The sequence below is a fragment of the Lentzea jiangxiensis genome, assembly GCF_900104175.1.
GTDB classification, from domain to species: domain Bacteria; phylum Actinomycetota; class Actinomycetes; order Mycobacteriales; family Pseudonocardiaceae; genus Lentzea; species Lentzea jiangxiensis.
In genome coordinates this window covers 130014-152105 of the sequence record NZ_FNIX01000005.1, presented here as the reverse complement: position 1 = coordinate 152105, position 22092 = coordinate 130014, and the positions used below count along the sequence as shown (strand labels likewise).

Below are 22092 nucleotides of genomic sequence, written 5' to 3'. Positions count from 1 at the left end.
CTGGGTTCCCCTCCTCCATCGCCTGACAGCTACGGCCTGTAACAGTTGGCAGCTCACCCCGATTTTCCTGGTGGGCGATACCCTACGAGCAGTGCGATCGCAAGACCGAGCCGCGGATCGGGGACTTTGATGGACTTCTGGGGAACCGTACGAGTGCTGCGGCGGCGGTGGTACATCGCCGTGCCCGCAGTGCTGATCACGGGCATCCTCGCGCTGTACGTCTACGTCACGGTGCCCACGCGGTACGAGTCGAGCGGCGTGCTGGTCCTCACCTCCCCCGCGGCCGGCGGCCGGTACTCGGAGAAGACCAAGCCCGAGGACGTGGTGCGGGTCAACCCGCTGCTGCAGTTCGACGGCAGCCTCACGACCACCGCGCAGATCCTCACGCAGATCCTCGGCGACCCGAAGACCGCGGAAGAGCTGGCGGGCAAGGACTCCACGGCCGTCTACACCGCGAACACCGGTCCCGTCGGCGGTCCCCTGCTGTTCATCTCGACCGAGGCCGACTCGGCGCAGGACGCCGAGGGCCTCGTCGGCAAGGTGCTCGAGAAGACCGTCGCCGAGCTGGCGGCGCAGCAGAAGGCGTTGAGCGCGCCCGAACAGACGTTCATCACCGCGCAGGTCCTGGTGAAGCCGACGACCGCGTCGGCCAAGATCGGTGGCAAGGTCCGCTACGTCGGCGCGGCCTCGGTCGTGCTGCTGTTGCTGACGATCGCCACCACGTTCGCCGCCGACTCGGTCCTGCTGCGCGCCCGGCGCCGCAAGGACGGCAAAGACGGCAGGGAGTCCGGCGCCGCGCCACCGTCCGAGAAGGACACCACGCCGCACCCGACGCCCCCGGTCCGGCCGCAGCCCCAGAGCAACGGCAAGGGCGGCCCGCCGCAGCGCCCCGCGCCGCAGGGCGTGCCGAACGCGCACCAGAAGACCGTCATCATCGCCGCTCCCAAGCCTCCCGCAGACCCGGCATGGCCGAAAGAAGACTGACCGCCCAACGTGCCGACGGCGCCACTCTGCTGATCTTCTACATGGTGGCGCTGCTCGTCGTCCCGGCCCGGTTCACGATCGCCTTCGTCCCGATCACGCTGCCGCCCGCGCTGTTCGTGGCGATGTGCCTCGCGGTCCTGTGGTTCGCCGCGCACCTCGTCGACCACCTGTCGATGGCCAAGGGCCGCAACGCCGTCCGCACGGTCCTCGCGATCTACGTGGTCCTGCACCTGATGACGTACGCCCTCGCGACCCGGCGCTACCTGCCGGCCGACGAGCTGTCGGTGTCGGACTCGGCGCTGATCAGGATCGTGTCGCTGGCGGCGCTCGCGGTCTTCGTGTGCGACGCGGTGCGCACCGGGGAGAGGCTGAGCCGCGCCCTGCGCGTCATGGTCGCGTGCCTGACGGTCAGCGCGTTCGTCGGCCTGTTCCAGTTCGGCCTGGGACTCGACCTCGCGTCGTACATCTCGCTGCCGGGCCTGCGCGTGCAGGACAACGGCTATTCGGCGCTCGAGTCGCGGTCGATCTTCTTCCGCCCCGCCGGCACGGTGAACCACCCGATCGAGTTCGGCCTGGTCTGCGTGCTCGGCGTGCCGTTCGCCGCGCACTTCGTGTTCCGGGCGAAGGACCGCGGCGAACCCGCCGGCCGCTGGTGGCTCGCCCTGTCGCTGCTCGCGCTGATGTCGATCCTGTCGCTCTCGCGCACCGCGATCCTCGGCCTGGTCATCACCGGCGTCGTGATGGCGGTCCTGCTCCCCCGCGAACGCGGCCTGCCCCTGCTCGGCGTCGGCGCGGTGTTCCTCGGCGGCGCCTCGATCGTCGTCCCGGGCCTGTTCGGCACGGTGACCTCGATGTTCTCCAACATCGAGGACGACCCGTCGTTCCAGGGCCGCACCAAGGACTACGACGGCGCCTGGCTGGAGATCGCCAAGCACCCGTGGCTCGGCCGCGGGTTCGGCACGTTCCTGCCCTCGAAGTACACGATCCTCGACAACCAGTACCTGCTGACGATGATCGAGAACGGCTACCTCGGCCTGGTCGGTTTCGTGCTGCTGTTCCTGGGCGGCATCTTCGCGGCACTGCGGGCCCGCGCGCTCTCACGCGACGAGAACGTGCGCGGGATCGCCATGTGCCTCGTCGCCTCGCTGCTGACGTCCGCGCTGGGCGCCGCGACGTTCGACGAGCTCGCGTTCAGCGTGGCCACCGGCATGACGTTCATGCTGATCGGCGTGTCCGGGGCGTTGCTGCGCATCGCCAGACAGGAGGCCGCCGCCAGGAAGGCGGCCGAGGTCAGTCCAGCCAGCTGAGCAGGTTCTGCCAAGCAGGGGCGGTTCAGAAGACGTCTGACTCCTGCCAGTCCACACAGGTGGGGCGCATGCCTGTTTCGGCCAACTCCTTCAGCGCCTCGCGCAGTTCCTCCCACGAGATGGCAGCATCAGCCGGGAATCGCGTACGGGTGTCGAAGTCCACGAACAGGTCAACCTCGTGATCGTCTGCCTGCCGAACAGTCGCAGGCCGTGCTCGCGAGCCCTTCGTGACCCAGGCCCGCATCACGCCTCCGGGTGTTTCCTCGGCTGTGCCGTGCCCCTCGGCGTTCACCTTGGCCCGATCGTCAGCCGGCAAGAAATCGGGCACGCCCATCGCGTGGATCGCGGCAACACGGCGAGGCACGTCGAGGTCGAACTTGAGCTGATGGTCCGGCAGATTCAGGGGGCCACCGAGAGCGGGGCGGTCCTTCACGCAGACCACCGTCGGATGGAACTGCTTGTACGCGAACACCTCGCCGAGGACGCGTTCAAGATCGGCGCTCGACTCCACGGCGACGGGATCGCCCGCATCGCTCGTTTCGGTGAAGTACCAGAAGTCGAGAGCGTGCTTCACCTTGTGCTCCTGCCGTGGAACGTACGGGTCTTCATCGGATCATGCACCGTCATGGACTGTCCGGGCTTCAGAATGAAGGGTAGGAGGTTCCTGCAGGAGTAGGGACCAGCGCACATCGGGAAGTTGACGACCAGGTCGACGTGCGTGTCGCCACTGGTGCGCAGGCGCCATGCCACCTTGCCTTCCACGTGCTCGCCGATGGTGACCCTGCCTGGCCCGGTTGGTGGGAAGCCCTCGGCACGCAGGTGTTCAGCGATCGCGTGGTGCTCCCCCCATGCATCCTGACCGCTTTGAACCACGTCGGAGTTGCCATCAGGGTCGCGGTAAAACCCGCTGGTGACGTAGGTGGGAAGCTGTTCTCTCTGCCGTTCGGCCCACGTCGGCTCCAGGGGCGTACGTGCCGCCACGGTCGGTACCGTGGTCGCTGATGGAGGCGCCGCCTGTCCGGGAAGCGCCGGTTGCAGCGTGGAGCCGACACCCCGAAGAGTCTCGCGGTACGACTCGACCCGTCGACACCCCCTAGCGATGATCTCTGACAGTTCCGCAACCCGGTTGACAACCTCCGACCACGCCTGAACCGCGAGGGTGAACTCTTCCTCGAGGTGGTCCGACCCCCGCATGACCTCGGTCAGCAGCTTCGCCGCCTCGTCGGCAAGACCTCCCGCCCGCAGCAAGGCGGCGTTCGTCTCATCAGCCTTGCTCAAGACGCGATCAAGCCCGTCGGCGATCTCTTCGAACATCGCCACGCGCACCCGTCACCCACGAATCGGGGCCTCCGCTGCCCGATGTCCAGCGGATGGCCGGACGGAGGCCGCCGAACGCAAGGCGGCCGAGATCAGTCCAGCCAGCTGAGCAGGCTGCGCCAGGCGGTGGCGGAGAACGCGAGGACGTCACCGCTCGCGTTCTTCGAGTCCCGCACCAGGGTTTCGCGGTTCAGGGATACCTCGACGCAGTTGCTGTCGATCGAGCCGCCGCTGTAAGAGCTCTTACGCCAGTTCCGTTCGCTGGTCATGAAGGTCCTCTCGCAGTCCGCTGACGTACTCCGCCAGCTTGCTCCGAGATTGTTCCTCATCCAACGCGACCGCATCGAGCCGTTCGAAGAGCTTCCTGCTCACCACCACGGCCGAGCTGTCCTGCGCGAACACCTTGGCCAGGTCGGACTCCGTGTACGCCAGAGGCGACGCCTTGCCGAACTCGAACAGGGTGAGTGGCGACTTGAACGCGAGACCGACGACGTTCACCGGCACCACGCGGAGGATGTGAGCGTTGAACAGGAGCCGCAGGTATTGGTCCTCCATGACCTTCGCGTCCCCGATCCGCATCCGCAGGGCCAGTTCGTGCACGAAGAACTCACAGCTCGGGCGGTAAGGCCGCTGCCAGATGCATTGGCGCTCCATGCGGAGCTTGACGCCCTTCTCCACGTCCTCGGGCACATTGCCGGTCTCGACGAACAGCGCTCGCGCATAGGCCTCCGTTTGCAGCAGGCCGGGTATCGACAGGATCTCGTAAGCGAAGATTTTCGTGGCCATCGCCTCGACCATCGCCAGGGTGCGCAGGTTGTCCGGCACCTGCGCGAAGTACAGGTCGAACGCGTGCCGGTACCGGTTGGCGAAGTCCTGCAGGTAGTCGAGGTCCTTGCCGCACGTCGCGAGGTACTGGGCCAGGTCGATCTCGGACGCGCGGGCTTTGCCCGTCTCGATGTTCGAGACCTTGCTGGGGTCCCACCCCAGCTGGGCGGCCATCGCGCGGCCCCCGAAACTGGTGCAGTTCTCGCGCAGCCTGCGCAATTCATCGCCCAGATCCCTGCTGTAGGCGGTGGAAGTGATCGCGGTCATGCTCTTGGACCATATGCGGTGAAATTGCTCCAATGAACGGCTCGTTCGGGTGAAAACAGTCGATGGCTCCAGCCTCCGCGAGAGAGAGGCGATACATACGGCGCCATAGGTCTGACCTGCACCTTCACCCCATCGTGGAATGGTTTTCGAACACGTGTTCATGCCACGATGAACGCATGACAGCACTCGGCCTCGCCTCCCCGCTCGAGCTCCTGGAGGAGCTCAAGCGGAGGGTCCGCGCGCTGCAGCGGCTCCAGTTCCAGGTGGTGGAGGTCGTCGGTGTGCTCGATCAGCAGGGAGCCGCCGAAACGTTGGGGTACAAGGATCTCGTCGAGGTCTTCAAGCATGTTCTGCACTGGGACCCGAAGGTCTCGCGCCGCAAACTCGCCCAGGCCAGGGCTCTGTGCCCCACCGTGACCCCGAGCGGGGCGACGGTGGATCCCGTGCTGCCGCTGACGGCCGCGGCGATGGCGGCGGGCACGCTGTCCGAGGAGCACGTCGAGGTCGTGGCCGAAGCGATGGCGGAACTGCCCGCCGTGGCCGAGGTCCACCTGGTCCAGTACGCCCAGCACCACGAACCCCGCTCGGCCAAGGCGTTCTGCAAGGAACTCGCCTACCGCCTGGACCAGGACGGTCCGGCACCGGCCGGCCCCGAGCCCGTGCGCCCGCGGAACGTGGTGCGGCGTCAGTGGAAGAGCGGCCGGTACCACCTCTTCGCCGACGTCGACGCCGAGACCGGCGCCAAGCTCGACGCGCTGATCGATCCGCTCGCGAAGCCGGAACCCTCCGACCTCCGCCACGCGCCGGAACGAGAAGGCGACGCGTTCTGCGAAGTCGTCGGCTTGGCCCTGCGCGCGAGTCGCCACCACATCCGTGGCGGCGAGCGCGTGCAGCTCACCGTCACGCTCGACTACGAGAAGCTGCGCACGGGCGTCGGCGCCGCCCGGCTCGACAACGGCGAGCGGATCCCGATGGACCAGGTCCGCAAGATCGCTTGTGACTGCGCCGTCATCCCGATGGTGCTGGGAACCCGCTCCCAGGTCCACGACGTGGGTCGCAGGACCAGGACCATCAACGCGGGGCTGCGCCGCGTTCTCGTCGCGAGGGACAGGGGCTGCACCTTCCCGGGCTGTACCCGCCCGCCCAGCCACTGCGAGGCCCACCACGTCCGGCACTGGGCCAACGGCGGTGAGACCAACCTGGACAACCTCACCCTGCTCTGCCGCCGGCACCACGACCTGGTCCACCACTCGGACTGGGAACCCGAGATGGCCGGGGGCAGACCGGTCTTCCGTCCACCGGTTTTCGTCGACCCCGACCGAAGACCACGCCGGAACCGCGTCAACGTCGTCGCCTGACCATCCGGCGCCACCCGCCGATGACTGCTGCCCACCGATGATCACTGCCGACCGATAATCACTGTTCCGGAATGGAGCCACGATGGTAGACAGCGCCCGTGCACACCCCTCTCAGCTTCCCGGACCTGCTGCGCCTGATCGACGAGCGGACCACCGCGTTCATCGCGGCGGTGGGCGACCTCGACGCACCGGTGCCCACCTGCCCGGGCTGGACGGTCTTCGACCTCGTGCAGCACCTGGGCGACGGCCGCCGCAAGTGGGCGGAGATCGTGGCCGCGGGACCGTCCGACACTCCCCCGGCCCGCACGCCCGCGCAGGCCCCGCGAGAGGGCCTGGCGGAGTGGATGGCCGAGTCCACCCGGCTGCTGATCGCGGCACTCGAAGCGGCCGGCCCGGACCAGGGGTGCTGGAACTGGTGGGGCGACTCGCAGTCGCCCCCGACCGTCGCCACCGCGGCCCGTCGCCAGCTCCACGAGATCGCCGCCCACACCTACGACGCACAACTCGCGGCAGGTGCGCCTGAACCCATCCCGGCGGAGATCGCGGTTGACGGCGTGGACGAGTTCCTGATGACCTGCTTCTCGACTTCCAGCCCGTGGCCGCACGAACCCGCCATCGTCGACTACCACGTCACCGAAGGCGGGTTGTGGCGGATCTCGATGTCCGCGGACGGCGCCCGCGTCGTCGAGCCCGGGGACGGCGCGGCCGACGCCTCGGCCGAGGGATCGGCCCACGACTTCCTGATGGTGTTCTACGGGCGGGGTTCGTTGGAGCCGTTGAAGTTGGACGGCGCCGTGCACGTGCTCGACCAGCTCGGGGCCTGGGTGCCGGCCTGAGGCAGCAGTGCCCGGGTCAGCAGTACCCGGGTCAGCGGTAGGTGACGGTCGAGCGGCGGTGCAGCAGCCCCAGCCGCTCGGCCGTGGCCGCGCTGTCGACGCCGACCATGCCCACCGTCTTCTTCGGGTCGGAGGCGCACAACATCGCGATGACGTCGTCCGCCACCTCGACCGGATCGCGGCCGGCGACGTCGATGCCGTGCCGGAACGTCACCGCCGGTTCGTCCCACGACGCGCCGGCCGGGTACCGGAAGTCCAGGACGGCGGCGTCGTGGACGTCCCGCGAGCTGTGGCAGTGGCCAGGTCCGCAGTCCCAGCGGCCGAGGATCGAGGGATCAGCCCTCAGCCGTTGCTCGACCAGCCGGGCCACCGTGCGGGCGGGCCACTCCCAGGAGCGGTCCGCCTCCGCCAGCGCCACCTCCCGGTCGTACTCCTCGGCGTCGAAGCGGAACTCGCCCGGCAGCCGGTCGCTGTGCCTGGTCCACCGCCAGTCCTTCCACACGACCTCCGCGCCCTCTCGCACGATCGTGACGTACAGGTCGGTGCCGTCGTGATCGTCGAGGAGCACCTCCCGCGGCTCGTCGGTGGCCAGTAGGCGGCCGCCGTCGACGACCCACTCCGGCCACCCGGAGAAGCCTCCCCCGAACAACGCCGCGCAGATCGGCTCGCGGTCGAGGAGGATCCTGGCTTCCACTCCACCGGTGGGTTCCGGCGCGCGCGTCGCGATCCGCACCGCGAACCGCTTCGACGGCACGCGCAGGCCTGGACTCTCGCGAAGCACCCACGCCGCACGGCCGTCGTCCGCCGCCTGGTCCTCCAGCACGCTGCTCCAGCGCGACAGCACCCTCCTGATCTCGCCCAGGAGACCGTCGCGCAGGTCGCGCACCACCACGGCCGCGTGTCCGGACACCAGCTCCTCCGCCAGGGAGCAGAGCAGCACGGCGCGGTCCACTGTGGCCGGTCGGGTCGAGGCGAGCGCCACCCACCGCCTCAACGCCGTCGTGTCGTGCTGGTAGTAGCCGAACTCGGACGACAGGTCGTTGTGGCACATGTCGTACAAGCGTTTGCCCATGCGGTCCCACGACTCGTCGTCCACGTGCGCTCGGTCGAGCAACTGCACGCGCAAGTCGTGTTTGCCCGCCCTTTCACGCACGTGTCTCATGTACCCCGACGAGTTCCGGCAGGCCCAGCGGCAGACGTCCGGGTCCGGGTGCCCGCTCAGGGCTCCGCCCACCTCGCCGCGGACGCCCGGCACCCGGTCGGCGATCCAGATGGCGTCGGTCTGCGCGCCGGGGATCGCCAGCAGCGCTCGAACGGCCTGGGGCGCCGCGAACTCGTGCTGTCCGACGGTTCTGAGGAGCGGGATGTCGCTCTCGCGGGCCTGACCGGTCAGGAGCGCGAGTCCGATGAGGACCGCGCGCCGGTTCTCGCTCGTGAGCAGCTGCCTGGCGGCGTTCACCAGGCGCGGCGAGGGTTCTGGGGCCAGTTCGCGCAGCACGGCTCGCACGTCGTAGTCGTAGAACGCGATTTCCGTGCACCTGTCGTGCAGGATGTCGGCTGAGGTCGCCGTGCCGGTGGTGACTTCCCGCAGGAATGCGGTCAACGCCTGCCGGCGTTCTTCGGCCCCCTTCTCGAGGAGGTCCGGCCATTCGCGCCTCACCGGGCGGGGTGGAACTCGATTCGCTCGATCATGCCGCCACTGTACCGGCCGGTGCCCGTCGAGGACACCGGCCGACCGGCTCAGCGCCTCTCAGACGGCTTTCAAGCCGTCCGGCGTCTGCTCGTGCCGGATGCCGCACTCCGGGCACGACAGGTCCGCTGAGAGCCGCAGGCCGCACGCGCAGACCCAGCCCTTCACGACCGCCGGGTTGCCCGCCACGAACGCGTGCGCGGGCACCGACTTCGTGACGACCGCACCGGCGGCGGCGAACGCGTGCTCACCGATCTCCGTGCCGCACACCACCACAGCACCAGCACCGAGAGTCGCCCCTCGGCGCACGAGAGTCGTCTCCAGTGCGTCACCGGTCTTCTTCACGTGCGCGCGGGGGCGGAGGTCGTTGGTGAAGAGCACGTTCGGGCCGAGGAACACGTCGTCCTCGCACGTGACGCCGTCGAAGACCAGAGTCCCGTTCTTGACCGTCACGTTGTCGCCGAGCACCGCGCGCGACTCGACGAACGCGCCGTCGCAGATGTTGCAGTCGCGGCCGATGCGGGCGCCGGGCAGCACGTGCGCGAACGCCCAGACGCGCGTGCCGTCGCCCACGTCGTCGGACTCGCACAGGCCGTGGGGGTGGACGCGGACCCCGGTCATCGCAGCGCCTCCGCGAGCGCCTCGACCACGCGGGTCTGCTGCGCCTCGGTGATCTCCGGGAACAGCGGCAGCGACAGGATCTCCGCAGCCGAGGTCTCCGCCACCGGGAACGAGCCTGCCAACTCGGCGAAGGCGCCGGTCCTGTGCAGCGGTGTCGGGTAGTGGATTCCCGCGCCGACACCGGCCGCGTGCAGTGCGGAGAGCACGCGGTCGCGCTCGGCGACGCGCACGACGTAGAGGTGCCACACGGGCAAATTGCCGTCGAGCACCACAGGCGTCCGCACGCCATCAACATCGGCGAGCATCTCGGTGTAGCGCTGCGCGGCGGCGCGGCGGGCCTGGTTCCAGCCCTCGAGGCGGCGCAGCTTCGCGGACAGCACCACGGCCTGGAGCGTGTCGAGGCGGCTGTTGAAGCCGAGCACCGGGTGCTCGTACTTGCGGGGCGAACCGTGCTCGCGCAACAGCTTCACCGACTCGGCGACCGCGTCGGACGTCGTCAGCACCGCGCCTCCGTCGCCGTACGCGCCGAGATTCTTGCCGGGGTAGAAGGAGGTGGCGGCGGCGACGCCGAGACCACCGACGGCGACGCCGTTGCGGCGGGCGCCCTGGGCCTGGGCGGCGTCCTCGACGACCGGCAGGCCGTGCGGCAGCAGCTCGACCGGGGCGGCCTGGCCGTAGAGGTGCACCGGCACGATCGCCTTGGTGCGCGAGGTGACCGCGGAGGACACCTGGGTGACGTCGATCAGCAGCGTGTCGTCGACGCAGTCCACGAGCACGGGCGTCGCGCCGCAGCGGGCGACGGCCTCGGCCGTGGCGATGAAGGTGTTGGCGGGCAGCACGACCTCGTCGCCGTGGCCGACGCCCAGCGCGCGCAACGCCAGCTCGATGGCGTCGGTGCCGTTGCCGACGCCGATGGCGTGCGGAACTTCCTGGTAGGCAGCGAACTCCGACTCGAACCGGGCGACCTGGGGGCCACCGATGAAGGCTGTCGTCTTGAGCACCTCTGCCCAGCCGTCGGCCACCTCGTCGGCCACCTGCTCGTGCTGGGCACGCAGGTCCACCAGCGGAATCTCGATCACGCGCTCTCCCCACGCAACGGGCGGGCCGGCACCCCGGCCCACGTCTGGCCTGCCGGGACGTCCCGCAGGACAACGGCTCCCATGCCGACGACGGCACCGGCGCCGATCTTCACACCCTCGCGCACCAGGGCTCCCTGCCCCAGGTACGCGGACTCCCCCACGAACACTCCCCCGCCGAGCGAGGCGCGGCCGGCGAACGTGACGCCGTCCGACACCTCGTCGTCGTGGGTGATCAGCACGTGGGGCATCGCCACGACGTGCCGGCCGATCTCCAGCGGTGTCGTGATCACGACACCGGCGAGCAGCACCGTCCCGGCTCCGATGGTGGCGCCGGAGGTGACGGCCGCCGGGTGCACGACGGTCGCCCACCGCTCGTCCGGCAGCCCGAGCCTCTTCACGAGGGTCAAGCGGGACAACGGCCGCCGCGCGTTGGCGATGCACGCCACGACGGCCGCGTCCGGGTGGTCATCGAGGCTGTCGAGCCCGCCCAGCACGGGCACCCCGTCGACCAGGGTGCCGTGCAGGGCGGCGGAGTCGTCGAGAGCCCCGATCGGGTTCCAGACGTCCGGGAGGAGGCGGACCGCCGCGAGCACCTCGCGGGCGAGTCCTCCTGCTCCGATCAGCAGCAACGGATTCGTCACTGGAAGACCACGTCCACCCAGTAGTTGCCGCCGTTGTAGGTCGTGGCCGGGAAGCCCGACCCGGCCGTGAACACACCGGCGTTCGGCGTGGCGCCCAGCGGCGGCGAGGTCACCGAGCCGAAGTAGCCGGCGTTGACGGCGTAGTGACCCGTGGTGGTCGTGTACGAGGCCGTGTACTCGGTTCCGGCCGTGATCTGCACCGGCTGCGAGAACGTCAGCGTCTGCCAGCCCGACCCGGTCTCGTTCGAGAACGTGCCGGTCGCGAGGCGCTGCTCGTCCGCCGACCAGAGCGACCCGGTGTGGGTGCCGGTGTTGCCCGCGCCCTTGTAGAACTTCACGCCGGTGATCTGGCCGTTGGCGCTCGACGTGAACTTCACGCCCAGTTCGTAGGCGCCGTTGTCGTCGGCGGAGGTGACGGACGGGACCGTGGCCGCGCTGAACAGCGAGCACGGGCAGGTCTGCGTCGTCGCCGACGTGAACGACCACGTCTGCGCGTTGGGCATCGGGTTGCCGAACGCGTCGGCGATCTTGACGCTCACCGAGTACGCGGTGGACGCCGCGAGCCTGGCGGCCGGGGTGAACGTGACCATCCGCGAGTCCGCCGAGAGCGCCAGCGTGCCGGCGATCTTCGCGCCACCGGGGTCGGTGACGGTGAACTGCGCGGAGCTCAGGTCGACGGCCTCGTCGAACGACGCGGTGACGGCCGAGTCCAGCTCCACCTCGGACGCGCCGGGCAACGGGGTGCGGGACTGCAGGACGGGCGCGTCGTTGTCGGCGTTGGGCTGGTAGACGACGTCGACCCAGTAGTTGCCGGAGCCGTACGTCATCGTCGGGAAGCCCGAGCCGGGGACGAACACGCCGTTCGTCTCCTGCGGTGCCGACAGCGGACCGGAACCGACCGGGCCGGTGCCGAAGTAGCCGGCGTTCACCGCGTAGTTGCCGGTGGTGGTCGTGTACGAGGCCGTGTAGGTCTGACCCGCGCTGACGACCACCGGCTGCGAGAACGTGAGCGTCTGCCAGCCCGTCGCGGTCTCACCGGTGAACGTGCCGGTCGCGAGGCGCGAGCCGTTGGCGTTCCACAGCGATCCCGTGTGCGTGCCGGTGTTGCCCGCGCCCTTGTAGAAGCGGACACCGGTGATCTGGCCGGACTGCGTCGGACTGAACCTGACACCCAGTTCGTACGCGCCGTTGTCCTCGGCCGAGGTCACCGCCGGAACCGTCGCCGTGCTGAACAGCGAGCACGGGCAGGTGGCCGTCGTCGTGGTGGTGAAGGTCCACTCCGCGGCGTTCGGCATCGCGATGCCGTTGGCGTCCGCGATGCCCACGTGCGCCTTGTACGGCGTGCCGGACACGAGCTTGCCGGACGGTGTCCAGGTGACCGTCTTCTGGTCACCGGACAGCGACACCGAGCCGGACAGCTTGGCGCCCTTCGGGTCCTCCAGCCAGATCTGCGCCGACGCCGGGTCGACCGCCTCGCTGAACGTCGCCGTCAGCGTGCTCTGCAGGCCCGCGTTCGTCGCGTTCACGGCCGGCGTGCGGTTCGTGATCGCCGGCGGCGTGGTGTCACCGTTGAGCCCGTTGCGGTAGATGACGTCGACCCAGTAGTTCGTGGCGTTGTAGGAGCTGTTCGGGAAGCCGCTGCCGTACTTGTAGACGCCGTTGCCGCCGTCGGCACCGTTCTGCAGCGCGTGCAGCGACTGGTAGCTCGCCTCCTGGCCGTTGAAGTAGCCGGAGGAGACCGAGTACCGGCCGTTCGGGGCGTTGTAGGACACGACGTAGGTCGTGTTCGCCTGCACCTGGACCGGGGAGGTGAACATCAGCTTCTGCCAGCCGGACGTGGTCTCGCCGCTGAACGTGCCGGTCGCGAGCAGCAGACCCGTGGAGGTCCACAGCGAGCCGGTGTGCGTGCCGGTGTTGCCGGTGCCCTTGTAGAAGCGGACGCCGAGCACCTCGCCCTTGCCGTCGAAGCGGACCTTGGTGCCGAGTTCGACCGCGGTGGTGTCACCGGAGTCGACCGCGGCCGGTGCCGCGAAGTCGTCCCAGACGGTGCACGGGCAGGTCGCCGGGCGCGGCGAGCCTGTCGTGAACGTCCAGTTCGCCTGCGTAGAGAGGTTTCCGGCCGCGTCCGCCGCCCTCATCGTGACGGTGTAGGCCGTGGCCGCCGCCAGGGGTGCCGAGGGTGTGAACGTGATCGTGCGGGCGTCGTCGGAGATCGACTTGGTGCCCGTGACGGCGCCGGCCGGGCCGGTCACCGTGACCTGCGCCGAGCTGAGCGCCACGTTCTCGTCGAACGTGCCGGACACCGTGGTGCCGAGCGCGACGGAGCCCGCGTTGGCCACCGGGGACGTCGCGGACTGCAGCGGCGCGCGGGTGTCGGGACCGGGGTCCGCCGCCCACACCACGTCGACCCAGTAGTTGGTGTGGTCGAACGTCTGGTTCGGGAAGCCGGCGCCGAAGCGGAAGACGCCGTTCGGTCCGTCCACACCGGACTTCAGGCCGGTGATGGGTTCCATGTACGCCTGCTGCTGGTGGAACCCGCCCGTGTCGTACGCGAAGTGGCCCGTCGGGGTGAAGTACGACACGACGTAGGTCGTGTTCCCGTTCACCGCCACGGGTTGCGGGAAGAGCAGCGTCTGCCAGCCCGTCGGGCTCTCGTTGGCGAACGTGCCGGTGGCCAGCAGGTCGCCGTTCGACGACCACAGCGAACCGGTGTGCGTGCCGGTGTTGCCGGTGCCCTTGTAGAACTTGACGCCGCGGACGTAGCCGTTGCCCGCGGCCCGCCACTTCACGCCGAGCTCGAGCTGGGAGGCGTCGTCGGCGGAGGCGACCTTCGGGACCTCCGTGCCGGAGAACATGCCGCAGGGGCAGGTCTTCGCGGTCACGTTCGGCGTGGCCGAGACGGGGGTGGAGAGGTTCAGCGAGTCGTCGACCGCGCGGACCCGCAGCTGGGCCGTGCCGGACTGCGACGGCGTGTAGGTGTAGCTCCACGTCGTCTGGCCCGCCTGCCAGTTCGCGTAGTGCCAGCGGGTGCCGCCTTCGGTGGAGACCTCGACGCCCGCGACCCGGCCGGCCGCGTCGATCACGGTGCCGCCGAAGGTGTAGGGCTGGCCGACGGCCGCCTGCGGCGGCAGGGTCGTGATCTGCACGCCCGGTGCGGCGTTGTCGCTGATGGCGCCGGAGACGGAGAGCTGGTCGGCCGCCCACAGCTGGTAGGGCTGCACGCCCATGTCCGCGAGGAAGTTGACCGTCGCCTGCTTGATCCGCTTGTCCGAGGTCGGGGTGTTGGTCGGGAACGCGTGCTCGTCGTCCACGCCCCATGCCCACTGCACCGTGCCCGCGCCGAACACCAGCGCACCGGAAGGCGCGCGGTAATACGTGATCGCGTGGGTCTCGGTGCCCGAGCCGTACTCGTCGCCGTAGTTCTTCAGCGCGTAGTAGCCGTCGAGCTGCACGGTCGTGCGCGACATCTGCGCGACACCGGCGGGCTGGGAGCCGTTGTCGTACACGGTGTTCCACTCGTAGCCGAGCGTGCCGGGCTCGAAGGTGTACGTGGTGCCCGCGGTCATGTTCTGCAGGTCGGTGTTGCGCCAGAGCCGCATCTTGCCGTAGGCGGCCGGGACCTGGAGCGCGTCGTCCCGCCGGCCGTTGACGGTGAACATGTTGCCGAGCAACGCGTTCTCCGGCCTGCCGCCGTCCTGCGGAGGGCTGTAGCGCGGGTCGCGCCACGTGCCGGTCCAGTCGTTCAGGCCGTCGTTCTGGGTGCCCTTGGTCTCCTTGAAGCAGGCGATGGTGCGCCAGTCCGTCTGCGAGGAGTCGATGCTCTTCTCGTAGCGGGTCTTCCAGAAGATCTCGTTGCCGGTGAGGAACGCCATGTGCACGCCGGCGTCGCGGGCGGCCATCACGTTGTTCCACTGCTCGTTCGACCAGTACTCGTCGTGGCCGACGGCCATGAACACCTTGTGGTTCTTGATCAGGTGCCCGCGGCGCGCGGAGTCGACGTCGGTCGTGTAGCTCATGTCGTACCCGTTGCGCTCCAGGAACCTGAGCATCGGGTACTCGGCGTTGAAGATGAAGTTCTCGTCGCCGTCGCCGCCGGTGTAGGGGCGGTTGTAGCTGACCTTGTACGAGCTGCCGCCCTGGCCGGGACCGTCACCGAAGTAGAGGCTGTTGCCGCCGTAGCGGTTGTAGGCGACCCAGGTGGCGTCGGAGGTCTGGAAGAAGATCTTCGACTGGGAGCTGTCGTCGCGGACGACGAACGCCATCTCGTTCTCGGCACCGGTGTCGTTGCGCGTCATGCGCACGTAGTAGATGCCCGAGGTGGCGGTGGCGGGGATGTTCCAGGTGAGCGAGACGGCCCAGTTGCCGCAGTCGATGAGCGCGGTCGGCGCGTCCCGCAGACAGGGTGGCTGGTTCTGCGGCGTGTTGCGCTGGACCGTGCCCATGTACCGGGCGCCTTTGCCGCCGTACCAGCCCATCCGGTAGATGTCGAGCTTGTACGACGAGGCCGACGTCAGCATCTTGAAGCTGACGGTCTGGCCGACGTTGTAGCTGATGTCCGTGGTGTACCCGAGGATCGTGTCGTCGCGGTACTGGGCCTGCCAGTTGTCCGCGCCGGGTTGCGTGTTCTCGCACGCGACCTTGTTGGTGACCGGGAAGTCACACGGAGCAGCGTGGGCGTTGGGGGCGTTGAAGACGCCGAGCACGAACATCGTCGATGCCATCAACGCCATGATCACGAGCATCCGCACGAGACGCGACTGCTGAGCCACCATTGGGTTCACCTCTCGAACGGAGTTACCGTGTGTGATCCGCGCACTACGCTGGACAGCACAGGGCTGCTACTCCGAACGTCGGCGATCTCGTCATAACTGTTACGTGTCAACACAAAAATGGTCAGGCAGGGCCTGAATCCCCGTCTTTCAACCACGCACGGTCAGACGGGATGTGTGCAGAGTTGCCGACAACGCTGACACGACCTGGTCCTGTTCGGACTCCGTCATGTCGTGGAACAGCGGGAGGATCAGCGTCCTGGCCGTGAAGGCCTCCGTCACCGGCAGCTCCGCGCTCCCGTGGCCGGAGTAGGCGGGCTCGAGGTGCGACGCCATGATCCCGCGCCGCGCGCTCACGCCGCGCTCGGCGAGCCCGGCGAGGACTTCCCGGCGGTCGGGCGCACCCTCGGGCAGCCACACCCAGAACGACTGGTAGTTCGTCGTCCCGTGCTCCGGGTCGCGCACGGTCTCGAGGCCGAGGCCCGCCAGCACCTCGTGGTAGCGGGCGGCCAGCTCACGGCGGCGAGCGATGATCGCGTCCAGTTTGGACAGCTGCACCAGGCCGACCGCGGCCTGGATGTCGGTCATCCGGTAGTTGAACGCCGTCTCCAGGTACTGCTCGATCACGGCGCTGCCGCCGTTGTGGCGGTCCGCCGCCGAGAAGTTCATGCCGTGCTCGCGCAGGCGCCTGAGCCGCGCGGCCCACTCCGGGTCGTCGGTGGTGACCATGCCGCCCTCACCGGTGGTGAGGAGCTTGCGCGGGTGGAACGACCAGGCGGCGAGCACCGCGTTCGTGCCGACCGGCGCACCCTTGTACGTGGAGCCCGCCGCGCAGGCCGCGTCCTCGATCACGGCGATGCCCCGCGGTGCGCAGAGCGCCTTGATCGCGTCGACGTCCGCGGGCACGCCGGCCTGGTGCACGACCATGACCGCACGGGTGCGCCCGGTGAGCACGGGTTCCACAGTGGACGCGCTCAGGTTGCCGGTACCTGGCTCGACGTCGGCGAACACCGGCGTCGCGCCCGTGTAGCGGACCGAGTTGGCGGTGGCGATGAACGACAGCGACGGCACGACGACCTCGTCGCCGGGCCCGATGCCGAGCACGTGCACGGCGAGGTGCAGGCCGGTGGTGCAGGAGGACACGGCGACACCGTGGCTCGCGCCGACGGACGCGGCGAACGCCTCCTCGAACTCGCGGACTCGGGGGCCCTGCGCCACCCAGCCGGACCGGACGGCCTCGGCGGCGGCGAGCGCCTCTTCTTCACCGAGCAACGGCCGCATAACCGGGATCACTGGTACTGCCCTTCGCTGGCGGACGAACGTTCGTGGGGAAAGGGGTGCGGCCACGGGGCTTGGCTCACGGCTCCGCGAGGTGCGGCCACGGGCATCAGGCGCCCGCGGCCGCGGTCGGTCTGTCAGGCGTTCTGCTCGGCGGCGGCCTTCTCGGCACGCCACCACGCGACGAGGTCCCGCAGCCCGCCGTCCATCTCGACCTCGGGCTTCCACCCGAGCTCGCGGGCCGCGAGGCTGATGTCGGCCAGCCGGCGCGTCACGCCGTTCACCTTGCGCTCGGGACCGTGCTCCAGCGGCAGGTCGGAGTCCATCGCGGCGAGCAGCGCGAGGGCGAGCTCCTTGAGCGAGGTCTCCTTCGAAGACGCGATGTTGTACACCGTGTCCGTGACCGGCGCCTTGGCCGCGAGGATGTTGGCGCGTGCGATGTCGTGCACGTGCACGAAGTCCATCGTCTGGGCGCCGTCGCCGAAGATGAGCGGCGACTTGCCCTCGACGATGCGCTCCATCCAGCGGATGAGCACCTCGGTGTACAGGCCGTGGACGTCCATCCGCGGTCCGTACACGTTGAAGTAGCGCAGCGCCACGTAGTCGAGGTCGTACATGGCCTTGAAGCTGCGCAGCATGCCTTCGTTGAACGCTTTCGCAGCGCCGTAGAAGGTGTCGTTGTTGTACGGGTGGTGCCGTTCGTCGGTGGGGAACGACTCCGCGAGGCCGTAGACCGAGGCCGACGACGACGCGATGACCTTCTTCACCCCGGCGGCCGCGGCGGCCTCCAGGATCGTGAACGTGCCGTCGACCAGGCATTCCAGCGCGAGGCGCGGTTCCTCGGCGCACTGGGTGATGCGGATGGCGGCGAGGTGGAACACGAGGTCCATCCCCTCGGTCAGCTCCCGCACCAGGGCCTTGTCGTTGATGTCGCCCTCGACGATGCGGACGACACCGGATTCGAGCGCGGAGGCCAGGTTCTCCCGGCGGCCGCGCACGAAGTTGTCCAGCACGACGACCTCGGCGGCGCCGGCCTCGACGAGCTGGTCCACCACCGAGGAGCCGATCGTGCCCGCACCACCGGTGACGAGGGCGCGCTGTCCGGTGATCGGCTGGCCCGATTCGTTCTGGGCGGTCATGGAGAAACCCTGCCTTCGACTTGGTGAACGGGAACGAACAGACCGCCGGAGCGCAGCGACTCCGACGCCGCCTCCAGCACCGCCAGCACGCGCAGGCCTGCGCGTCCGTCGGTGAGCGGCGCGCGCTTCTCGGTGATGGACGCGGCGAACTCGGCCATCATCGTGCGCAGCGCCTCGCGTTCCACCAGCGCCGGCGCGACCATGTCGCCGGTGCGGTAGGAGATCTTCTGCTGCTCCACGGAGCGCTCGACGCCGCGGTCGTAGATGGACAGTCGCTGCGCCGGGTTGTTGTCGTCCCACACGACCGTGCGCTGCGAGCCGCCGATGACCATCGTGCGGATCTTGGTGGGAGACAGCCAGTTCACGTGCACGTGCGTGATGGCGCCGTTCGACAACCGGACCGTGAGGTGGCCGACGCACACGACGCCCGCGCCGATCGGGTCCGACCCGTGTGCGGCGACCTCCACCGGCACCACGTCGTCGGGCAGGATCGCCTCGAAGATCGAGAGGTCGTGCGGGGCGAGGTCCCACAGCACGTCCACGTCCGGCTGCACCAGACCGAGGTTGATGCGCACCGAGTCGATGTACTGGATGTCGCCGAGCTCGCCGCCACGGATGATCTCGCGCAGGTGCTGCACCGACGACGTGTACGCGAAGGTGTGGTCGAGCATCAGCGTGAGGCCGCGCTGTTCCGCGGTCTCGACGAGCTTCAGGCCGTCCTCGAAGGTGGCCGCGAGCGGCTTCTCCACGAGGACGTGCTTGCCGGCCTCCAGCGCCGCGAGCGCGACGGGCAGGTGCGTGGCGGCGGGTGTCGCGATGGCGACGGCGTGCACCTCGGGGTCGGCGAGGACCTCGTCGAGGGAAGCGGTGGCGCGCACGGTCGAGTACTGGCCGAGCACGCGCCGGGCCTTGTCCACGTCGAGGTCGCAGAGGTGGCGCAGGTGCAGCTCGGGTGTGGCCTGGGCGTTGCGGACGAGGTTCGGCCCCCAGTACCCGGCGCCGATGACAGCGAGGCCGATCACGTCTTGGTCCCCCATCAGTAAGCCCCCTGGCCGCCGAAGACGGCGCGGAAGGTCTTCCACATGATCACGAGGTCGAGGGCGAGCGACCAGTCCTCGACGTAGCGCAGGTCGAGGCGCACCGACTCCTCCCACGAGAGGTCGCTGCGCCCGCTCACCTGCCAGAGGCCGGTCAGGCCGGGCTTCACCAGCAGGCGGCGCCGCACGTCCGAGGAGTACTTCGCGGTCTCCTCCGGCAGCGGCGGGCGGGGACCGACGAGCGACATGCTGCCCGCGAGGACGTTGAACAGCTGGGGCAGCTCGTCGATCGAGTAGCGGCGCAGGACCGTGCCGACCTTGGTGATGCGCGGGTCCTTCTTCACCTTGAACAGCACGCCGTTGCCCTCGTCGACAGCGGCGAGCCTGGCGCGCAGCACGTCCGCGTTGGTGACCATCGTGCGGAACTTGATGATCGTGAACGGCACGCCGGTCTTGCCGACCCGCTTCTGGCGGTAGAAGACGGGGCCGCGGCTGTCGATCATCACGAACGCGGCGACGGCGAACATGAGCGGCGCCAACAGGACCAGGAGCACGAACGCGCCGACGCGGTCGACGACCTCCTTGACCAGACGGCGGAACCCGCTCAGGGCCGGTTCGCTCACCCGCAGCAGCGGCATGCCGAGCACGGCGCTCATGTGCAGGCGCGGGCCGGCGACCTCCATGAGACCGGGTGAGACGACCATCTCTGCACCGGTGCCTTCGAGGGCCCACGCGAGCTGCTGGAGACGGCGAGGTGTCCAGTAGGCGTCGGGTGTCACGGCGACGATGCGGTACCCGCCGCGGCGGACGTGCTCGGCGAGCTCGCGCAACTGGCCGACGACGGGCACGCCGTCGACGTCGGTACCGGCGCGGCCGCGGCCGTCGATGGTGCAGATGGCGTCGACGCGCCAGCCCAGGTGGGCGACGCGCTTGGTGCGGTGGATCAGGTCCTCGACGGTGTCGAGGTTGCCGGCGGCGAGGACCGGGAGCAGGAACCGCCCCTCACCGCGGCCGCGGTGCAGGGGGCGGCGCAGGAGGTAGCGCAAGGGAAACGCGACCAGGGCGATCGCGGGTACGACGACGAAGATCCACAGGCGGGCGCCGGGGATGTCGACGGCGAGCGCTCCGAGACCGAGCGCCACGACGGCACCGAACAACCCCCGGCCGAGTCTTCGGAACTCCTCGGCACCCTGGCCGAGGACGGCCGGCTGCCACACGCGGTTGATCGCGAGGGAGCCGACGACGAGGACTACTGTGAGCATGTCCAGCAGGGCAAGGGAAAGCGGGCCGAAGGCCGTGTGACGCATGCTCATGACCGCACCGACGGCGATGACGACGAGGGCAACGGTCAGCACGTCGGCGGTGATCACGGCGTAGCGGTAGCGACTTTCCCAACGGGCAACAGGTGGGTGGGTCTGTCTGCGTTCCGACAGCGGATTGAGCGTGGAGCGCTGCCCGTCGACGTCACGGGCAGCGCGGACCTGCTCACTCATCGTTCTGGTCTCCCCGGCTCAGCGGCGATTCGGACGTGCACGTGCGCAGGTCACCCCGAGGACCTTGATTCACGGATCTCACGCGTTCTCCGGCCATGCCACATTCGGGCTCGGCTGCCGGAGCTCGCAACCGGTGATTCGCACGTTCTGGCATCCGCGTTACAGACCCTGGAAAAAATTATCCCGGCGACCGAATATCGGACGTGACGCGCGTCTCACCACTTGGAAACCGTGGAGACGCAAGACGTTTCCGGATGTCCAAAAGGGACATAGAGGTTACGTATGCCGCGAGGTAATCGTTCAGATCAGGTCTTCAGACCCTTGTCCGATCGACTGCGATTGTGCATGCTCTTACCGCTGAACGGAGCAATGCGTTACGGCCGAATGGAAACGCGTACTTCGTCACCCTCGACCACCACTACGTCACCGTGACGCAGCTGTGCTCCCCGCCGCAGCTCCACAGAGCCGTTGACGTGGACTTCTCCGTCCTCGATGAGCTCCTTCGCGTGCCCACCGTCCTCCGCCAGCTGAGCCAGCTTGAGGAACTGCCCTAGCCTGATCGGCTCTTCGGAGATCTCCACCGTCCGCATGAGTCCCATCATCCCAGTAGGGCGCACCCCACCGCTCGCTCGGGGGCCGACCCCAGCGCGTTCGAGTGAAGGCGTTGACAGGCTTGGGCCATGAAGAGTTCGAGAGGGTACGTCGCCTGGTTGGCGGTGTCGGGAATCGTCTGCGTCGCGATAACGATCTTCGCGGCGAGCGCGTACGTGACGCTGGACATGGGCGAGGCCAGACCGCCGCTGCGCGGAGCGGTCCACTACGGGCTGCTCGTCGCGCACATATTCACCGGATCGGTCGCGGTCCTGGCGGGTGTGTCGCAGTTCTGGCCGGGGCTGCGTGGCAGGCACCCGCAGATGCACCGGGTGATGGGCCGCGTCTACTTCGCTGCGGTCCTGCCGTCATCCCTGCTCGGCTTGGTGTGTGCCCAGCTCGCCGTCGTCGGGCTGCCGTCCTCCGGGCCGCTGACCGTGCTGTCGGTGCTGTGGTTCGTCACCGCCGTGCAAGGCCTGCGAACGGCACGGCGGCGGCAGTTCGGCGCGCACCGCATCTGGATGATCCGCGGGTTCGCGCTGACCGCCGCCGCCGTGACCGGCCGGCTGTGGGCACTGCTGCTCGGCTCGCTGATGCCAGAAGCGGACGGGCTGCTGGTCTTCGCCACCGCGAACTGGCTGTCGTTCGTGGTGAACCTGCTGGTAGCCGAGTGGTGGGTCCAGTCGCGGGGTTACACCCGGACCTTGCCCTCCGTGGCACTGAGGCCCAGCATCTCGAGCAGGTCGGCGCAGTCGAGCGCGTCCGTGGCGTGACCGGCCACGGTGCGGGCCGCCTTGCTGTTCTGGATCGTGCTGTGCTCCTTTTCCAAGGCCTTGGCCTCGGCAAAGGTGCCTGTTTCG

General features: G+C 69.0%; 19 protein-coding genes. 5 read left to right on the top strand and 14 right to left on the bottom strand.

Annotated elements, in window-relative coordinates:
• Positions 1 to 129: 129 nt before the first annotated feature.
• A complete protein-coding gene (locus tag BLQ91_RS17440; RefSeq protein ID WP_143022690.1) occupies positions 130 to 984 on the top strand; it encodes a YveK family protein in 855 nt (284 codons plus the stop codon).
• Positions 966 to 2291: an O-antigen ligase family protein gene (locus BLQ91_RS17435; RefSeq protein WP_090097925.1), complete on the top strand. Its 1326-nt coding sequence runs from the start codon at positions 966 to 968 to the stop codon at positions 2289 to 2291. The genes BLQ91_RS17440 and BLQ91_RS17435 overlap by 19 nt, the downstream gene beginning before the upstream one ends.
• Positions 2292 to 2316: 25 nt before the next feature.
• On the opposite strand, the gene BLQ91_RS17430 is transcribed toward BLQ91_RS17435, so the two are convergent.
• From BLQ91_RS17430 to BLQ91_RS17415, 4 genes are all read right to left on the bottom strand, one after another.
• Positions 2317 to 2865 (bottom strand): Imm1 family immunity protein, encoded by a 549-nt coding sequence (locus BLQ91_RS17430; RefSeq protein ID WP_090097924.1) that lies wholly within the window; start codon positions 2863 to 2865, stop codon positions 2317 to 2319.
• Positions 2862 to 3605, bottom strand: a complete 744-nt coding sequence (locus tag BLQ91_RS17425) for a DddA-like double-stranded DNA deaminase toxin (RefSeq protein WP_143022689.1) — start codon at positions 3603 to 3605, stop codon at positions 2862 to 2864. The genes BLQ91_RS17430 and BLQ91_RS17425 overlap by 4 nt, the downstream gene beginning before the upstream one ends.
• 95 nt (positions 3606 to 3700) lie before the next feature.
• On the bottom strand, positions 3701 to 3877 hold the full coding sequence (locus BLQ91_RS17420) for a DUF397 domain-containing protein (protein WP_090097922.1): 177 nt from the start codon (positions 3875 to 3877) through the stop codon (positions 3701 to 3703).
• A complete protein-coding gene (locus BLQ91_RS17415; RefSeq protein ID WP_176959798.1) occupies positions 3852 to 4700 on the bottom strand; it encodes a helix-turn-helix domain-containing protein in 849 nt (282 codons plus the stop codon). The genes BLQ91_RS17420 and BLQ91_RS17415 overlap by 26 nt, the downstream gene beginning before the upstream one ends.
• Positions 4701 to 4876: 176 nt before the next feature.
• Between BLQ91_RS17415 and BLQ91_RS17410 the strand changes: the two genes are divergently transcribed.
• Together BLQ91_RS17410 and BLQ91_RS17405 are read left to right on the top strand one after the other, a co-directional pair.
• The gene (locus BLQ91_RS17410) at positions 4877 to 6058 is read left to right on the top strand and encodes an HNH endonuclease signature motif containing protein (RefSeq protein WP_176959797.1); all 1182 of its coding nucleotides are present in this window, start codon (positions 4877 to 4879) and stop codon (positions 6056 to 6058) included.
• Between the two features lie 98 nt (positions 6059 to 6156).
• Entirely contained in the window at positions 6157 to 6894 is a 738-nt protein-coding gene (locus tag BLQ91_RS17405; protein ID WP_090097920.1) for a maleylpyruvate isomerase family mycothiol-dependent enzyme, read from the top strand.
• A 31-nt stretch (positions 6895 to 6925) separates the two neighbouring features.
• On the opposite strand, the gene BLQ91_RS17400 is transcribed toward BLQ91_RS17405, so the two are convergent.
• The 10 genes from BLQ91_RS17400 to BLQ91_RS17355 form a co-directional block, all read right to left on the bottom strand.
• Entirely contained in the window at positions 6926 to 8554 is a 1629-nt protein-coding gene (locus BLQ91_RS17400; RefSeq protein WP_090097919.1) for a hypothetical protein, read from the bottom strand.
• Positions 8555 to 8644: 90 nt separating this feature from the next.
• Positions 8645 to 9205: an acyltransferase gene (locus BLQ91_RS17395; RefSeq protein WP_090097918.1), complete on the bottom strand. Its 561-nt coding sequence runs from the start codon at positions 9203 to 9205 to the stop codon at positions 8645 to 8647.
• The gene (locus BLQ91_RS17390) at positions 9202 to 10284 is read right to left on the bottom strand and encodes a DegT/DnrJ/EryC1/StrS family aminotransferase (protein WP_090098209.1); all 1083 of its coding nucleotides are present in this window, start codon (positions 10282 to 10284) and stop codon (positions 9202 to 9204) included. Before BLQ91_RS17390 ends, BLQ91_RS17395 begins: the two co-directional genes overlap by 4 nt.
• Complete coding sequence (locus BLQ91_RS17385; protein ID WP_090097917.1) at positions 10281 to 10925, bottom strand: acetyltransferase; 645 nt, start codon at positions 10923 to 10925, stop codon at positions 10281 to 10283. The genes BLQ91_RS17390 and BLQ91_RS17385 overlap by 4 nt, the downstream gene beginning before the upstream one ends.
• A complete protein-coding gene (locus BLQ91_RS17380; RefSeq protein WP_090097916.1) occupies positions 10922 to 15697 on the bottom strand; it encodes a DUF4082 domain-containing protein in 4776 nt (1591 codons plus the stop codon). Before BLQ91_RS17380 ends, BLQ91_RS17385 begins: the two co-directional genes overlap by 4 nt.
• Positions 15698 to 15844: 147 nt before the next feature.
• Complete coding sequence (locus tag BLQ91_RS17375; RefSeq protein ID WP_245733553.1) at positions 15845 to 16987, bottom strand: DegT/DnrJ/EryC1/StrS family aminotransferase; 1143 nt, start codon at positions 16985 to 16987, stop codon at positions 15845 to 15847.
• A 122-nt stretch (positions 16988 to 17109) separates the two neighbouring features.
• Positions 17110 to 18111 carry an NAD-dependent epimerase/dehydratase family protein gene (locus BLQ91_RS17370; protein WP_090097914.1) on the bottom strand — a complete coding sequence of 334 codons (1002 nt, stop codon included), beginning with the start codon at positions 18109 to 18111 and terminating at the stop codon, positions 17110 to 17112.
• Complete coding sequence (locus BLQ91_RS17365; protein WP_090097913.1) at positions 18108 to 19148, bottom strand: Gfo/Idh/MocA family protein; 1041 nt, start codon at positions 19146 to 19148, stop codon at positions 18108 to 18110. Before BLQ91_RS17365 ends, BLQ91_RS17370 begins: the two co-directional genes overlap by 4 nt.
• Positions 19148 to 20641, bottom strand: a complete 1494-nt coding sequence (locus BLQ91_RS17360; protein ID WP_090097912.1) for a sugar transferase — start codon at positions 20639 to 20641, stop codon at positions 19148 to 19150. The genes BLQ91_RS17365 and BLQ91_RS17360 overlap by 1 nt, the downstream gene beginning before the upstream one ends.
• A 374-nt stretch (positions 20642 to 21015) precedes the next feature.
• On the bottom strand, positions 21016 to 21231 hold the full coding sequence (locus BLQ91_RS17355; protein ID WP_090098208.1) for an RNA-binding S4 domain-containing protein: 216 nt from the start codon (positions 21229 to 21231) through the stop codon (positions 21016 to 21018).
• Positions 21232 to 21321: 90 nt separating this feature from the next.
• On the opposite strand from BLQ91_RS17355, the gene BLQ91_RS17350 reads away from it, so the two are divergent.
• The gene (locus BLQ91_RS17350; protein ID WP_090097911.1) at positions 21322 to 22005 is read left to right on the top strand and encodes a DUF2306 domain-containing protein; all 684 of its coding nucleotides are present in this window, start codon (positions 21322 to 21324) and stop codon (positions 22003 to 22005) included.
• Positions 22006 to 22092: the final 87 nt, after the last annotated feature.